15 protein-coding genes and 1 pseudogene are annotated in these 16,217 nt (G+C 41.8%); 10 read left to right on the forward strand and 6 right to left on the reverse strand.

Going from position 1 to position 16,217, the window contains the following annotated elements; translation table 11 throughout:
• The first annotated feature begins 87 nt into the window (after positions 1-87).
• Positions 88-714 (forward strand): KilA-N domain-containing protein, encoded by a 627-nt coding sequence (locus BM386_RS11360; protein WP_425285309.1) that lies wholly within the window; start codon positions 88-90, stop codon positions 712-714.
• Complete coding sequence (locus BM386_RS24140) at positions 674-904, forward strand: hypothetical protein (protein WP_425285310.1); 231 nt, start codon at positions 674-676, stop codon at positions 902-904. Before BM386_RS11360 ends, BM386_RS24140 begins: the two co-directional genes overlap by 41 nt.
• Before the next feature lie 468 nt (positions 905-1,372).
• Here the strand turns inward: BM386_RS24140 and BM386_RS11365 are convergent, their stop codons facing one another.
• Both BM386_RS11365 and BM386_RS11370 read right to left on the reverse strand, forming a co-directional pair.
• Positions 1,373-2,020, reverse strand: a complete 648-nt coding sequence (locus tag BM386_RS11365; protein ID WP_091693990.1) for a DUF6266 family protein — start codon at positions 2,018-2,020, stop codon at positions 1,373-1,375.
• Between the two features lie 286 nt (positions 2,021-2,306).
• On the reverse strand, positions 2,307-2,564 hold the full coding sequence (locus BM386_RS11370; protein WP_091693991.1) for a hypothetical protein: 258 nt from the start codon (positions 2,562-2,564) through the stop codon (positions 2,307-2,309).
• A gap of 241 nt (positions 2,565-2,805) precedes the next feature.
• On the opposite strand from BM386_RS11370, the gene BM386_RS11375 reads away from it, so the two are divergent.
• Positions 2,806-3,216, forward strand: a complete 411-nt coding sequence (locus tag BM386_RS11375) for a helix-turn-helix domain-containing protein (protein WP_091694504.1) — start codon at positions 2,806-2,808, stop codon at positions 3,214-3,216.
• A gap of 626 nt (positions 3,217-3,842) precedes the next feature.
• Here the strand turns inward: BM386_RS11375 and tnpA are convergent.
• Positions 3,843-4,284: pseudogene (tnpA, locus tag BM386_RS11380) on the reverse strand (IS200/IS605 family transposase).
• 484 nt (positions 4,285-4,768) lie between these two features.
• Positions 4,769-5,284, reverse strand: coding sequence for a hypothetical protein (locus tag BM386_RS11385; protein ID WP_091693993.1), 516 nt, complete (start codon positions 5,282-5,284; stop codon positions 4,769-4,771).
• A 301-nt stretch (positions 5,285-5,585) separates the two neighbouring features.
• On the opposite strand from BM386_RS11385, the gene BM386_RS11390 reads away from it, so the two are divergent.
• From BM386_RS11390 to BM386_RS11420, 7 genes are all read left to right on the forward strand, one after another.
• Positions 5,586-7,733 (forward strand): family 10 glycosylhydrolase, encoded by a 2,148-nt coding sequence (locus BM386_RS11390; protein ID WP_244545510.1) that lies wholly within the window; start codon positions 5,586-5,588, stop codon positions 7,731-7,733.
• Positions 7,734-7,838: 105 nt separating this feature from the next.
• Positions 7,839-8,042 (forward strand): hypothetical protein, encoded by a 204-nt coding sequence (locus BM386_RS23805; protein WP_091693997.1) that lies wholly within the window; start codon positions 7,839-7,841, stop codon positions 8,040-8,042.
• A 114-nt stretch (positions 8,043-8,156) separates the two neighbouring features.
• Positions 8,157-8,630 carry a dihydrofolate reductase family protein gene (locus BM386_RS11400; RefSeq protein ID WP_091694000.1) on the forward strand — a complete coding sequence of 158 codons (474 nt, stop codon included), beginning with the start codon at positions 8,157-8,159 and terminating at the stop codon, positions 8,628-8,630.
• A 15-nt stretch (positions 8,631-8,645) separates the two neighbouring features.
• Positions 8,646-9,074, forward strand: a complete 429-nt coding sequence (locus BM386_RS11405; RefSeq protein WP_244545511.1) for a DUF1801 domain-containing protein — start codon at positions 8,646-8,648, stop codon at positions 9,072-9,074.
• A gap of 24 nt (positions 9,075-9,098) precedes the next feature.
• Entirely contained in the window at positions 9,099-9,464 is a 366-nt protein-coding gene (locus BM386_RS11410; protein WP_091694002.1) for a DUF2200 domain-containing protein, read from the forward strand.
• A 499-nt stretch (positions 9,465-9,963) separates the two neighbouring features.
• Positions 9,964-11,355 carry a DUF6600 domain-containing protein gene (locus tag BM386_RS11415; RefSeq protein WP_091694004.1) on the forward strand — a complete coding sequence of 464 codons (1,392 nt, stop codon included), beginning with the start codon at positions 9,964-9,966 and terminating at the stop codon, positions 11,353-11,355.
• Between the two features lie 195 nt (positions 11,356-11,550).
• The gene (locus BM386_RS11420) at positions 11,551-13,080 is read left to right on the forward strand and encodes a SulP family inorganic anion transporter (protein WP_091694509.1); all 1,530 of its coding nucleotides are present in this window, start codon (positions 11,551-11,553) and stop codon (positions 13,078-13,080) included.
• Positions 13,081-13,267: 187 nt separating this feature from the next.
• Here the strand turns inward: BM386_RS11420 and BM386_RS11425 are convergent, their stop codons facing one another.
• A complete protein-coding gene (locus tag BM386_RS11425) occupies positions 13,268-14,551 on the reverse strand; it encodes a serine hydrolase domain-containing protein (RefSeq protein WP_091694006.1) in 1,284 nt (427 codons plus the stop codon).
• A 128-nt stretch (positions 14,552-14,679) separates the two neighbouring features.
• Positions 14,680-16,179, reverse strand: a complete 1,500-nt coding sequence (locus BM386_RS11430) for a trypsin-like peptidase domain-containing protein (protein WP_091694009.1) — start codon at positions 16,177-16,179, stop codon at positions 14,680-14,682.
• Positions 16,180-16,217 lie beyond the last annotated feature (38 nt).

A 16,217-nucleotide genomic window follows, 5' to 3' on the forward strand; every position in this document is an offset into this window, starting at 1 on the left:
CAGCTCTTTACAAGTTCATCCCTAAAACTGCCTAAGTGCTAATATATCAGTCTGTTCTTTTCACGAATTTGTATCTTACAAAAGAATATGGCACAGAACAAGAAGATTCAGGTTGAAGGCAAAGAGATAACCATTCTTTTTGACGGTGAAAAGGAATTTATTTCCCTGACAGATATGCTTAAAGCCAAAGATGGCGACTTTTTTATTTCTGATTGGCTAAGGAATAGGAACACGGTAGAATATCTCGGAATATGGGAATCAGTTTATAATTCTGATTTTAATTATGGCGAATTCGCCACAATTAAAAGTCAGGCGGGACTGAATAGCTACAAACTAAGTGTAAAAGAATGGGTGACAAAAACAAATGCAATCGGTTTGAAAGCCACCGCAGGCAGATATGGTGGAACTTACGCCCATCCAGATATTGCTTTTGAGTTTGGAATGTGGATTAGTCCGCAATTCAAAATTTACCTGATCAAAGAATTCCAACGACTTAAAGCGGATGAAAATGACCGACTAAAACTCGACTGGAATTTGCAACGTACCTTAGCCAAGGTTAATTATGTGATTCATACGGATGCTATCAAAGCGAATCTTCTTCCCAAGGAATTGACTAACACGCAAACTGGCTTGGTGTATGCTAATGAAGCTGATATGCTAAACATGGCACTTTTTGGAAAAACCGCCAAGCAGTGGGCGAGACGAAAATCCTAAAGCAAAAGGAAATATAAGAGATCAATCTACTATTGAGCAATTGGTGATTTTGAGTAATATGGAAAGCATCAATGCCATTTTTATAGAACAAGGGTTATCCCAAAATGAACGATTGATACAATTAAACAAAATGGCGATTAGTCAAATGAAGTCATTGCTGAGTAGTAATTCAATGAAAAAACTTAAATAAGCCATCCTGTCTCTAAATACTAAGTGTTAATCCTTAATTCTCCATTGAGCGTAAGCTAGACGTAGTTTCTTACAGCAGTCCAATCTAAATACATCCGACACCCTCTGTCTTGTTTTTTCGACAATGGAATAAAATACCCCCATCTGAGCGTAAAACAGGCGTTAAGGCTGCAAGGCGCAGTTTGACAACCCTGCATCCTGGCCTCTTACTAAACAGCTTTTCTAAAGCTGTTTTAAACGCTCGATCCTACCTTTATATCCAGTCCAATTTCTCATTGCTGATCCGTATCAAAATCAATTAGGAATTGATCATAATATAAGGGTGAAGTTGCAAACTTCACCCAGAACTTCACCCAGCATAAACCTCAAACTTTCTACTAAACCCAGAGAGCGCAATAGACTTCGCCGAGCTGGGGATTGAACTCTTACAACCCGTCCTGTGTAGCGTATCGAATCCAATATCGAATTCTCAAACTCTTCCCAGATAACTGGAATCTGAGAATAAACAGGAGTTAGCCCCCTTTTTCCGATAAAACGCTAGATAGACACACCAAGTCTTTCCCAAATCCTTTTCTGAAATTGAAATCTCTGCCTGCAAGCCTGATCTGGTACCGGCTTCTTTAAACCAATAGTATTTGCCTGATTCCGGATGGAGGATAAAAACCATGCAGTAGTCTGGAAAATAAGAACTCCCCTGCCCTGAATTATCGCCCCAGTTGATTTGGATAAGCTTGCCGCTTCGAATTACCTGAGCTCCCTCGGGTCCCAATAATGGTCCCTCGCTGATTTTGAGATAAGCAGGATCAATACGAGGTTCCTGCCCGAAGGTGTAGCCTTTATTGACCAAATCCCGGAAAGCGCAATGCATTCCCTTCCTGCTTTTAGTAGATTGATTCTGAAAACCGAAATTTAAGACTTCCTTGAAAGGCTTTAGAAATGCATTGATTTCCCGGAATCGCTGTCTGTTGAGCAATTGAAGTGGTGTGGGATGAGTTTTGTTTCGATGATTGGGAGAAGGAAGTTTCCTCATGATGGTCTGTCCATCCATCTGGTAGAAGGTAAATCCTCCTGATTTTCCCTGGAGTCTGAGCCCTCCAAAACTTAGTAATTTTGCCATAATCCTGCTGTTTAAGTGTCAAATATTTATGACCTAAAAAAACAGAACGACAGTACTTCCCGCCACCAAACGTGCGGAATATGCGGTTTTTGTACAATTTTGCGTCGGGGTAAATTCCAGAGACTAGGGTACAAAGCCTGAATTTAGGCCGAATTATGCCCGTATTTAGGCTGTTTTTTGCATAGGATTGGCACTACTTTGGGAGACCTTTTGATGAAAACGCATGTAGTTTTTCAAGCTCAAGGGATGTTGATTTGAGTTGTCCTAGTCCTTGGATTTGGGATTTTTAAGGCTTTAGAGTTTGAGCAACTTGGAGTTCAAGCGCTTTTTGCTGTTCGATAAGGATTTGAATCTCCCGATAGAGTCCTTCTTCATTTTCCCATTGGGAACAGAATCCCGAAACGAGCTTTCGGTTGATTTCCAGGGATTTCAGCAACAAGTCCATCATCCTGGAATCAGATTCAGAAAGGTGGAAATGAATATCTCCGGTGATGTTGAGAGGAGAGTCACAAAGATTACCTAGATGAAATACGAATGGTTGCATAGATTTTTTGATTTGTTTCAGACCAATTTCCAGGATATCAGCGGAATAGCCTATTCCAGGAAAAGATGAATTAGAAAGGCAAATGGAATAAACTATTCTGATGAATGGCCTGCTTGAGACCTTTCAGACAAAAAATGTCAGGCAATTTTCACTGTCTCTTGGATCATATTATCCAATGGGATAATTTAGTTTATTCCTTCTCATGGGAATTCCCTATTTTTCCAATGACAATATTCAGACTATGAACGAGAAAATCCACCACGGCAGAAATATCAAGCGATTCCGGGAAATGATGGGCATCAAGCAGGAAGCCTTGGCCCACGAACTCGGGGATGACTGGTCGCAAAAGAAGATCAGCCAACTCGAACAAAAGGAAGAAGTCGAAGAAGAACTGCTGCGTCAAGTGGGTGAGATTCTTCGGATTCCGGTGGAAGCTTTTCAGAATTTTGATGAGGAACAGGCTGTCAACATAATTGCAAACACTTTCAATATTGAAAAGGATGCTTTTGTTGGTAATTCCAAACCGACATTCCACATCAATCCACTTGAAGAAATCAAAAAACTCCACGAAGAAAAAATCACCCTTTACGAGCGGATGTTGAAGGAAAAGGATGAGATGATGGGGAGATTGGAGAAGTTGTTAAATAAATAATATCCTTACGGTTTTTGAATATTATCCTTTCTGTGACGCAGAAGGACTTTTTATTTTTAAAAGAAATGACTGGATTGAAATATGTCCCGTCCCTACGGGACTCTCAAACTAGTTCTTATCCTTTTTTATCCAGCCGTTAAAACGGCTGGCAAGAATATGGGTCGTCCCTATGGGACTGTAAAGGGAATTAAACCCAAGGAATTTTTTTTCGCAAAAATGCCGTAGGCATGTCCGATTATATAGCCAGCCAATTCATTGGCTGGATCAGAAGGATTGGATAGTTTTTAAAAATGCCGTAGGCATGGATGATATGGAATTCTATTCGGGAAAAAGTTCGACACCTCCCGAAACCGCTACGCTTATCGGGACTGTCGCTTCGGGGTCGTGGGGATCGTATCGTTATTTCGTAATCCACGGATTTCACCCGCGGTTATTGAGAAGTTTGACCCCGTTCGGGGTCGGAAAAATTGCCTATAAGTATCACTGAGTGAAAAACGACGGTGAAGCCGTCGAACCTCTCAATAACCCTAGGTGCAACCTAGGGAAATATGTAAACGAGGATGTGCATGCCAACCCCGAATGGGGTTGAACTTGTAGAATAGCATACGTCTAGGTTATGATTAAACTCAGAGTAGATATTTCTCATCAAAAGCAATTTCATGTTCTTCCAGCAATCTCTTATACTCTTCCAAAAAACTTTCCTTCTTATGGTGCTCCTCCTGATTTCGGATATAGTTGATCAGCCTTTGCTTTGATGGATTCTGAAAAAGCCCCATAGCCATCCTGCCAGCCTTTGAATTTTGGAAAAAGCCTTTCTCTTTTAATAAAATCATCACTTGCCAATTTGATATCTTTTACCAATGATGAAATAGCAATCGTAGGATGTACATGCGTCAATATGTGAATATGATCTTCCACGCCATTGATTCGGTGGAGATGGCAATTTTTATTGGTCAGAAGTTGGTGGATGTAGGCAAAAAGGCGCTTTTTCTGATCCTGTACTAGTGTGGGCTCCCGATGCTTGGTAGAGAAAACTATGTGGTACATCAACTGGGTATATGTGCTCATAAAAAATGGGGTTTAGTAAAGGAGAGGAAGATCGGGAATTTCTGAAAAGATGTCAAGGTAAGTTCGACCCTTTCAGGGTCGGGAGGTATAAAGGTATTTTGAGCTCAGGATCCACGGGTTGCACCCATGGTTATTGAGAGGTTTGACCACTTCGTGGTCAGCAATTGGAAAAAATGGTGATCAGATATATCTATTTTTGGACGGTGAAGCCGTCTAACTTCTCAATAACCGCGGGTGAAACCCGTGGACAATGGAAACCTACTTATAATGGTGAGTCCCAACCCTGAAAGGGTTGAACTTGTGGGACCCACGATAGGAATCGGGAGGAATTACTCACTACAGCTGTGCGGGATTCCAAAAGATATAAAAGCGTAGATGGTCCGGATAGCTATCGCAGACTACGCTTAGCCACCACTCAAACCTAAAAGACAATAGATTAGCTCGAGGTGTGGCGAGGGCAATTATTAGACTTTAGAAAAACATTTTATGAGTTATTTTTCAAGTAGTTATTATAATCTTTAATGCTCTTAATTTTAACTTCTTTTATGTCCTTGATTAAAAATTCTAAAATCCCATATTCATCTAGAGATGTGCTTTTATTACCCAACTCCTTCCGCATTTCAAGAAGAATTTTACCAAGAAGAGGCATCATAATATCAGTGTAATCTGGAATATCATTTCTATTATAGATAAATTGAAATAAGTTATTGAATGATTTAACTACTTCATCATTTCCATATAAACTCAAAGCGAGTACTTCTTTCCTATATTCATTTGAAAGAATTTTGGTAATAATTTTTTCTTGTTCTCTTTTATTTGACCCATTACTAATCATAAGAACTAAGGGTGATATAACATTAAAATAATTCTCTCTTTTTTTCTGGAAAAAGGCCTCCTGTTCTAAGTTAAGTTTATCCCTCTGTCTTTGAATATAAGCACCAATAAAAAGGGAAACTATTGGAAGAATTACAGGAACAAATATTTCTAAAAAATCTCTCATCCCTCACCCCCTTCCACTATCCTAATCTTCTCCTCTGTCAAGCAACACAACTCATACACCAAGATGTTGATTTCGTAGTCGAGGCGGGTGATTTTGATTTGTAATCTTTTCATTTGATTCTTTCCCCTAAAGATATCAGTTTACCTGAAAACGAAAAGCAGTTTTGATGTTGTGGACGGAAATTGTCTGGGATTTTTTTTGGCTACTGAGAACAGTAAAAACATAAAAGACCCCACCAAAACGGCAGATTTAATCCTCGGGATAGTATATTGGTTCATCAACCCTATAACTAACCTACTGAATGAAACGGATTTCTTATTTTTCGATGCGCCGGGTCTGTAAAGACTTGATTTACGGATTGATTTTTCTACTGATTCCATTGAGCTCCCTGGCCCAATCCTCTTCCTGGCCTGACAGTATTCCTTGGTGGAAGGCAAATAACCTCCGGGTAATTCAGACCAATCTGCCTTCCTATGAGGCGGAAACTCTTGATGCGGATTCCCTGATCGCTGATCTTAAAAGCCTCTCTGCCAACACGCTTATTATCAATGCGGGGGGAATTATGGCTTTCTACCCTACCCAACTGGAATATCAGTACACCAATCCCTACATGAAGGATAACATGCTGGGTGATGTCATCGCCAAATGCCATGAAAATGGAATTAAGGTGATCGTGAGATTCGATTTCAGCCGTGCGCATAAAAGTATTTTTGATAAGCAACCCGATTGGTTTTACCTCTCTCCTGAAGGTAAAAGGATCGTGAATGACGATATGTATGTGATCTCCATCAATGCTCCTTATGAGCAAGAGCAGCTATTCAACATCGTCGAAGAAGTAATTGACCTTTACCCTATCGATGGTATTTTTATCAATATGCCGGGATACGCTACCAAAAATGCATATACCGGGGAATATCATGGGATTGATCAGAATCCCTATGATATGAAACGCTTTGCGGAATACAGCGACGGGATGAAGCTGCCAACAAAGGAAGACTCCAGCGATCCGGTTTATATCAAATATCAAGAGTTCAAGCAATACACCTCTGACGACCTGATACGCCGTGTCCATGAGCTAGTCAAATCCAAAAACGAGCAAATCGCCATCTGCACCTACTCTGAGAACTACGTGGATATCATCCGCCATGAGTCTCAGACCAATTCCCTGCCTTACTGGCCATACAATGCTTCGGACAATGTGAACAGCACCCTCCATTCCTACCCAGATCATATTGTCAGCAATGCCAGTATTCAGCAGATTTCCTTTCAGTCCAGATACAATGCCGTGGAGCCGGAGGAGGTAGCTATCCGGTTGTACGAAAATATCGCCAATGGCTCAGGGTTGGATATGAGCATTATGGGAGATTTCCGTGATTATGAGGATGAGCGTAATTTTGATACATACCGGAAGGTGTATGCACTGCACAAGAAGTATGAGCCCTATTTTGGAAACTACAATTCGCCAGCTGAGATAGCAGTAATAGCTCCCGGGTCATGGCCCTCAGGCGATGCCGCCCAAGAGTATCGTGGCATTCAGCTGATGCTCAAAGAATCCCATATCCAATTTGATATCGTAGAGAAAAGCCAGATTGCGAATCAGGAAGATCAGCTCAAAACCTACAAGCTGCTGATCCTGCCCGAAATCACAGATCTAGATGCAGAATCCTTGGAAGCACTTATCCGGATCAATGAATCCGGCACCAATCTGATAGCTACCAATCGGTCTTTGTCTGCACATCCTGAAGCGCTTAAGCGTCTGTTTGGAGCCAAAATCAAGCAACTTGATCATGAAGGCAGCGGCTATTACCTCAATCCCACAGACAAAAAACTCTTCACCAGATTTGAGCAGCAAGAACTGCTATTCTGGAAATTCAATCTGGGATTATATGACTTTGAATCCGCGGATGAGCAAAAACTGCCTATCTACACTCCGGGAAGACCTGGTCCCCCAGAGAAAATCGGTGGCCACGAACCCTCAGGCTATCATGCAGTTGGCATAAAAAAACACGCCAAAAGCAACGCCATTCTTCTGCCGATCAATCTGGGTAAACTGTATTATCTACATGGGTATGAGCAGCATAAAAATATTCTATTGGATCTGATTGACTATACCTTTCCTGAGGTAAATGACTTGATCGTCACCGACTCACATCAACGTGTAGAAGCCATATTACAAGAGTATGCCCGGAATATCCCGGAAAATCATGCTAGCGAAACCATGGAAGGGATGATTCTTCATTTAGTTAATCTCACAGGATTCAGTGGCAATACGTATTTCAGCCCATTACCCATCTACCAAACAAACTTTAAGATTAAAACCGGCTTTGCACCCAGCCGGATATGGAGTATGATTGATGGGAACGATATTATCTTCAGTTATGAGGATGGTTACACTTCATTTGAGGTGGAAAAACTGGGAGATTATGAAGGCATCGTGATCGAGCGTTAATGATAGAAGCTAAGTACTAGGAAACTTTAAACCTCAGAATAGACCAGGCGCAGGCCTCGGCGTTATTTGTTTTGTTTTTATCTTTAACAAACAACACCCACCAACATGAGCAAAGTAATCTTTGACAGTGCAATCTCCCTTGACGGTTTTTTTGCAGGGGAAGACAGAAGCCCAAGCAATCCTATGGGCGGAATCTCTCCGAAAATCCATGGTTGGATGCATAACCCGCATTATGCATTAGCAAATCTACTACGGCTTCAAACCGCTTCAAAATCAGTCGCTATGCTTCACTTTTCGCTCTCGCCGTAGCGGTGCTACGACTCGTTCTCCAAAGTAACTGATTTTCTTGCAGTTTGAACCCTCGCTACGAATCCTAATGCATAGTCCGGGTATAAACAAAAGGCCTTTTGGAAACACATCAAAATGGAAGGCGGAACAGAATCCGGCAAGGACAGTGAACTGATCGATGCGGTGTTTGCTCGCACCGGCGCTTACATTATGGGAAAACGGATGTTTGAAGAAGGCGAGGTCGTCTGGGCAGAGGATCTTTATGAAGCGGATGTGTATGTACTGACACATGAAAAGCAGGAACCATGGGTTCAAAAGGGCTCAACCACGTTTTATTTTATCAATGACGGATTGGATAGCGCGTTGGAAAAAGCAAGACAATCTGCCAATGGAAAGGATATCCGGATTCAAGGTGGCGCCGAAACCATTCAGCAATTCCTGAATGCAGGACTTGTGGATGAGTTTTTCATTCATATTGCACCTGTATTCTTAGGCAAAGGTATCCGGCTATTTGAGGGAATGAACCCTGAAATCTATGATTTCGAAATCACTGAAGTCATCCCATCAGATCTTACCACACACCTGAGATACATGCTGAAGAAGAAATAAAAAAAGATTATAAGAATGATACCCCATAATAAAACCCCACTTCCCAATACCATGAATCCTGCGATCCAAGATTACCACCAAAAGCTTTCAACCAAAGATCGAAAGGTTTGTGATCTTTTGGCAAAAACTCTGGATGAGGAATTGAGCGATGCGGAAAGCAAGATTTGGCATGCTCATCCCGTTTGGTTTTTGGATGGAAATCCAATTGTGGGATACAGCAAACAAAAAGCCGGAATCCGTTTGATGTTTTGGAGCGGGGCGGATTTTGGTGAGAAAAAGCTGAAAGCAGGCACTGGTAAATTCAAAGATGCTTCCATTTTTTATAATTTAGTAGAACAAATTGAAGTGAATGAATTACGAAATTGGCTAAGGAAATCACGGGATATCCAGTGGGATTATAAAAACATTGTAAAAAGAAAAGGGCTTCTTGAGAAGCTCAAATAGCTAGTTCAAATTAAAACTTAACCTATGGTAACGACACCAGAACACGACGAGCGGATGGCCAAAATGACTTTTTCTTCTGTTTATCCGCACTATGTCACCAAAGTTGAAAAAAAAGGCAGAACCAAAGAGGAATTGCATCAGGTCATCGAGTGGCTGACGGGATTTGATGAGAAAAAAATCCAAGAATTGATCACAGCCAAAGTCACCTTTGCTACTTTTTTTTCCGAAGCCAAGCTGAACCGGAATGCAAGCCTGATCACAGGATTAATCTGTGGCTATCGTGTAGAGGAAATCGAGACTCCGCTCACTCAGCAAGTCAGGTATTTGGATAAGTTGGTGGATGAGCTGGCAAAAGGCAAAAAAATGGAGAAAATCTTGAGATCGGAATAAGTAAGTAGAACCAGTTGTTTTTAGCAGCATATTTCCCCAATTAAAATAAGTGCTAGTTCGGAGCCAGAATCACTAATTCTCCAAGGCTAACCTACCATTTTTTAGACCTTCGAAAATAATTTTAATGTACTGCAACTTTTTTTCTAGAAAAAAATCTGGTGATCTGCGTCTGTTTTTCTGGCAAAAGCCAAGAACTATCAGATAAAATATTCAAAAGCTCAAAAGCTATTAATTAATTTTTTTATATAAGTAGTGATTTTTTATCAGCATTATTAAGACATTATTAAGATTTAACGCAACCATTGCCTTATTTTTTTACGTAAAAGCATCACAAGGACTAGTTCTTTTGATATAAGTCTTTAAAAGTTGGCGTGGTTTTGGTTTTAGTATGCATGCATCCTTTTTATAGAAATTTGCATCTACTTAAGAGGAAGCCTTAGAAAGCCAACTACCTGAAAGAAGTACCGAACCAATTATTTAATCACTAAAACCACATATTATGAAAACGCTACAAGTACCACAATGGATGAGAAACTTGATGATGGGCTTCGTCGCTTTGCTTTGGCTTAGCCCATCTCAAGCCTCAGCAGATGAGATGAACGGTGTCTCATTTCAAGTTTTCTATGACGAGCTGATGCCTTATGGGGATTGGGTGAAAGACGCCCGGTATGGTTATGTATGGCTACCAGCGGTTCATAATGAATTCCACCCGTATGGAACAAACGGTCACTGGGTAATGACTAATTACGGCAATACCTGGGTCTCTGATTACGACTGGGGCTGGGCAGCATTCCACTACGGAAGATGGTATTTTGATGACAACTATCAGAGCTGGGCATGGATTCCGGATTACGACTGGGGACCTGCTTGGGTGGACTGGAGAACTGGAGGCGGATACTACGGTTGGGCGCCAATGGGACCTGGCTTCACTGTTAGCGTAAGAATAAACATGCCATCCTTCTATTGGGTTTTTGTTCCTCAAAATAGATTCGTGTACCACAATGTTTATAGCTATTGCGTACCAAGAGCCAGACGTGTGAATATCTATAATAACACCACTATCATTAATAACACCATTGTGTATAACAACAACAGATACTATGGCGGACCAGCACGAAGGGAAATAGAGCGTGTGACCAAAAGATCATATCCTGAGCGCAGAATAGAAAACAGCAGGGCTCCTGGAAGAACTGTAGCTTCAAGAAATGCTGTGAGTGCTTACAGACCTGATTTGCAAACCGCAAGAGGAACTACCACAGCGGCCAGACCTTCTAGAGTTTTATCTTCAGGACAAGCTAGAACTCAACCTGCAAATGTTCCATCAAGAGGAAACAGTAGAACGGAATCTGTATCTGGAAGATCTGATAATTCGGGTGTGAGAACTGTAACTCCTTCATCAAGAGGTGGAGAGTTTAAAACTGAGCCTTACTCAGGAAGTCAAACTAGATCTACGGCGCCAACTAGACAAAGCGCAGGAACTCTGAACAACTCCAGAAGCTCTGAAACCAGATCTACTGCACCGTCTAGCAGACAGCCTCAGACTAGATCAACGCCTGCGAGAACCCAGAGCTCAGCTCCGACTCAACGATCCAATGAATCTAGAACTCAGCCTGCACCTACCCAGCGGTCAACACAGCCGAGAACACAATCTGCTCCGGCACAGCGCTCGACACAACCGAGAACGCAGTCTGCTCCTTCTAGATCAAAGGCTCCTGAAGTAAAGAGCGCTCCTGCTAGATCTACGCAGTCTAGAACTCAGCCGTCTTCAAGTAGATCTGCGCCGCAGGTAAAAAGTACTCCTTCAAGATCTTCTACTCCTACTAAGAGTAGTAGCAGAACAAGCAGTAGTTCTTCATCTAGAAGCAGTGGAAACTCCAGAGGAAATAATTAAGCTCAAACCAAACCTAATAGAAAAGGGTAGCCACATGGCTATCCTTTTTTTTGTTTATTGACTATTCATCTTGAGAATATTTGGAGGGAATACAACAACCCATTTAGCCAAATAAAATTCCGAATTGAGCTTTTTGTCTATCTTTGCAGCTTGTTTTCAACAAACGCGGCTTCAGTCGCCAAACCTATTCACACCTTGAAACAATACTTCAACCTTTTCGATTTCAGCCAAAGAGTAGATTATAAAACGGAAGTTCTTTCTGGACTTACCGTAGCCATGGCCTTGATTCCTGAGGCAGTAGCTTTTGCTTTTATCGCTGGACTTTCTCCGCTTACAGGACTTTACGCCGCATTTATGATGGGGCTGGTAACCTCAATTCTCGGCGGTAGACCAGGTATGATCTCTGGAGCAACTGGTGCAGTCGCTGTTGTGATCGTTACTTTGGCTGCTACTCATGGAGTGGAATATGTATTTGCCGCTGTAGTTTTAGCAGGAATTTTACAGGTTTCTGCTGGAGCTTTGAAGCTTGGCAAACTCATGCGTTTGGTGCCACATCCTGTTATTTTCGGATTTGTCAATGGACTTGCGATCATCATTTTCATGTCTCAATTGGATCAATTCAAAGACGGAAATGGCAACTGGCTTACCGGAAATACCATGTACATTCTAGTAGGATTGGTATTGCTGACCATGTTAATCATCTGGGGTTTACCAAAACTCACCAAAGCAGTACCTTCTTCCCTTACCGCAATTCTAGTGGTATTTGGAGTAGTTAGTCTGCTAAATCTTGATACAAAAACTGTAGGAGATATGGCCAGCATACAAGGTGGCTTCCCTCCTTTTCACCTTCCTGCGGTTCCTTTAACCTGGGAAACTTTACAAATCATCTTCCCATATGCAGCGATCGTAGCTGGAGTTGGTTTGATAGAGAGTTTGCTGACACTGAATATCATCGACGAAATCACCGAAACCCGAGGTCGTGGAAACAAAGAGGCAATAGCTCAAGGTATTGCTAACATGCTTTCAGGTGTATTCTCAGGAATGGGTGGATGTGCGATGATCGGTCAGAGTTTGATCAATATTTCTTCTGGAGCACGAGCGAGACTTTCCGGAATTGTGGCAGCGGTGATGTTGCTAGTATTTATCATGTTTGGTTCAAGTTTGATCGAGCAGGTTCCAATGGCTGCGTTGACAGGTTTGATGATCATGGTATCTATCGGAACTTTCGAATGGGCTAGTCTTAGAACCTTCACTAAAATGCCAAAATCAGACGTATTCTTGATGGTTTTGGTAACCCTGATTACCGCCTTCCTTCACAATCTAGCTTTGGCAGTATTGGTAGGCGTAATCCTGGCAGCCTTATTTTTCGCTTGGGATAATGCGAAAAGAATCCGTGCTAGAAAGAATATCGATGAAAACGGAGTGAAACATTACGAGATGTTTGGTCCACTTTTCTTTGGATCTATTTCTGCCTTCAACGAGAAATTTGATGTGCTAAACGATCCTGCAGAAGTGATTATTGATTTCCAGGAAAGCCGTGTAGTGGATATGTCAGCGATTGAAGCTTTGAACAAACTGACTGAGCGATATCATAAGGTTGGCAAAAAAGTCCACCTAAAGCATCTTAGCCCTGATTGTAGAAGGCTTTTGGAAAATGCAGACGAGCTGATCGACATCAATGTGATCGAAGATCCAACGTATAAGTTAGCGGTTGATAAGGTTTGATTTTTAACCGCAAAGATTCGCAGAGGATTTCGCAGAGGGCACAGAACGAGTATCCTTATACGCAGGTAAACTAATAACAGCAAAAAGGGAAGTCAATCGACTTCCCTTTTTGCTTTTTTAGCCTCCGTTCGTGTCACACGAACGGATTAAGAATAAAAAACCTATTCTCGAATCCCAAACCGGCCTACTATTCAATCGCAGCAAAAACCATCTGCCTGAATTTCCATCCAGACTCATCCCCCGTACCACCTTGGGTTTGTTTCATCAAAATGCCAATCGTATTGGTCACTGGATCCGCAAAATACTGTGTATTGAAGTATCCTCCCCAGTCAAAAGTCCCTAGACTTCCAATTCCTCCCTGAGCTACACCATTTTCATCTACCAGTCCAAACGCTAGCCCATAATCTTTACCCCCATTTCCGAGCAAATCACCAACTTGGTTGCTCATTATTGCCTTTATGGTCGTAGGACTCAGGAATCTAGTACCATTATAGGAACCTCCATTCAGGTACATTTGAAGAAATTTCGCATAATCTTCTGCCGTAGATGAAAGGCCTGCTCCCCCGGAGAAAAATGTCTTTGCACCAGTTTTTGGATAATCAGGATCATAGAAAGTCACCGGAAAAGCCTCCCACTTATTATTCACTTTTCTATGAATTGTCACTAGCTTTTTTCCTTGAGCTTCATTGAGGTAAAAACCAGTGTTTTTCATTCCCATAGGATCAAAAATCCGCGTTTGAAGAAACTCATCAAATGGCATTCCTGAAACAACTTCTATGAAATAGCCCAGCACATCCAGTCCTTCACTGTAGGTGTACTTGGTGCCTGGCTCATGATGAAGTGGTAACTTAGCGAGCTTTTTAATGTTATCGCCAATTTTCACAGGCTCTGTAGTGAAAAGATCAACGATCCCAGCTTTTTGGTAGATCATTTTCATCTGCTCATTCCCATCAATCATCCCATAACCGATCCCAGATGTATGAGTAATGAGATGTCTGATGGTAATTTCACGTGGAGAGGGTCTGGTAGAATAGGAAGAATCTCCATACCGAAATCCTACTAAAATCTGAGGGTTGGCAAACTCAGGAATATACTTAGAGATAGGATCATCCAACCTGAATTTACCTTCTTCCCACAGCATCATGACAGCAGTAGAAGTAATCGCTTTGGACTGGGAGGCAATTCTAAAGATTTGGTCTTTGGCCATCTTGGTTCCAGAAGATACATCTGCCAAACCTTTCGCCTCATGATAGACAATCTTGCCGTCTTTGACAATCAAAGCGACAAGTCCAGGAACCTGATTATCAGCAAGGGTTTGATCCAGCATCTGATCAATTCTATCCAAGCGCTCAGCAGAAACACCTGAAAGCGGTTGTTTCCCAACTGGAGTAAGAATAGTGGATGGGCTTTGAGCAAAAATAGCTACGCTCAATAGCATTAAGCAGCTAAATAAGCCGAGGTGCTTTTTCATAGGTTGTGGGTTTGATTGAAGAGTAAATTAGGAAATCTCTCGTAAAAATCTACCCTGCTCAAATGAATCAAAAAAGACAGGCCGATGAAAATTCATCGGCCTGTCTTATTCTACTATTTAATTTTGGATCAATTCACTTCAAAGTAATACTCTGTCCCATCCTGGAACATCCCGAGAACCACGATGTCTTCACCTTCGGTTTCGTTTAATACTTCAAGTAGATTTTCTACATTAGAAATTCTGATCCTGGCATTTTCGGTAATTACAGAAGTAATAATAAATCCTGGCTTAGCACCGGCTCTACCCCACTTCTCACCAATTACGTCAGAAATCAATGCTCCGCCAGTGATCTCAAGTGCCTCTTTTACCTGACTTGGCACCTCTTCAAAGGTTACCCCTTGAAAATCATACGTTTTAGGAATCACTTTTTCCACCACATCAGTTGTACCTGAGAAGTTCTTTAGAGTAGCTTTAACCTTATAAGTTTCACCGTCACGAATATACTCCACTTCAATTTCATCACCAGGTCTTTTTCTGGCGACCATTTCCTGAAGATTAGCGACATTATTAGTCATTCTGCCATCCACGCCAATAATGATGTCTCCAGGCTTAAGTCCAGCATCTTCGCCAGCGCTATTTTCATTTACTCCGCCTACATATACCCCTTGCTCTACAGGAAATTCCTTATCTAAATAATCCGCGAGTTCAGGACTCACATTCTGTATGTTCACACCAAGTAAGGCTCTTTGGGCTGTACCATATTTCATTAGATCATCCATCACTTTCTTCACCAAGGTGCTTGGCACTGCGAAGGAATAGCCATTGAATGTTCCTGTTCTACTTGCGATGGCAGTATTGATACCGATCAGCTCTCCTGCGAGATTGACCAGCGCACCACCGGAATTCCCAGGGTTCACTACTGCATCTGTCTGAAGGAATGCTTCCACAGCCAAGCCGTTTTCTACGTTCTCCAGAATTCTGATATTTCTAGCCTTGGCAGAAATGATGCCTGCCGTTACTGTTGAGTTCAGGTCAAAGGGATTACCAACAGCAAGAACCCATTCACCGATTTTTGTTTTGTCGGAATCTCCGAATCTTACGTAAGGCAAATCTTCTCCGTCAATTTTCAATAAAGCCAAATCTGTGGTGGGATCAGTGCCGATTACTTTAGCGACATAACGTTTATTGTTGTCAAGAGAGATCTCCAGTCTATTGGCATTTTCCACCACGTGATTATTGGTGACTATATAGCCGTCAGGGGAGATAATCACCCCTGAGCCGGAGCTCATCATAGTTCTACCTTCGCCACCTCTTTGATCATCTCTTGGAGGTATTCCAAAAAACTCCTGCAAGGGGTCTCTTCTGCCTCTACTACTTCCAGTGTAGGTCATTTGACTTTTTACATGTACCACCGCAGGCACGACAGCCTCAGCAGAAGCCACGAAATTAATCCCATCGGGAACTGTGAAATCCTCGCCAGAAAGAAGGTTTACAAAGCTTGCTTGTTGTTTTTCATCAAAGCTAGTGGCATTTTGTGGTTGTACGAGAAAGCTGACACCTGCCAAGGCGACAATGCCTCCGATCAAAGAGGCAAGAAGCATTCCAAGAAAGAATTGTTTTTTGCTCATATTTTTTAAGGTTTATTTTTAATATTTTATCTGAGTGA

Source organism: Algoriphagus locisalis (assembly GCF_900116615.1).
Lineage (GTDB): Bacteria > Bacteroidota > Bacteroidia > Cytophagales > Cyclobacteriaceae > Algoriphagus > Algoriphagus locisalis.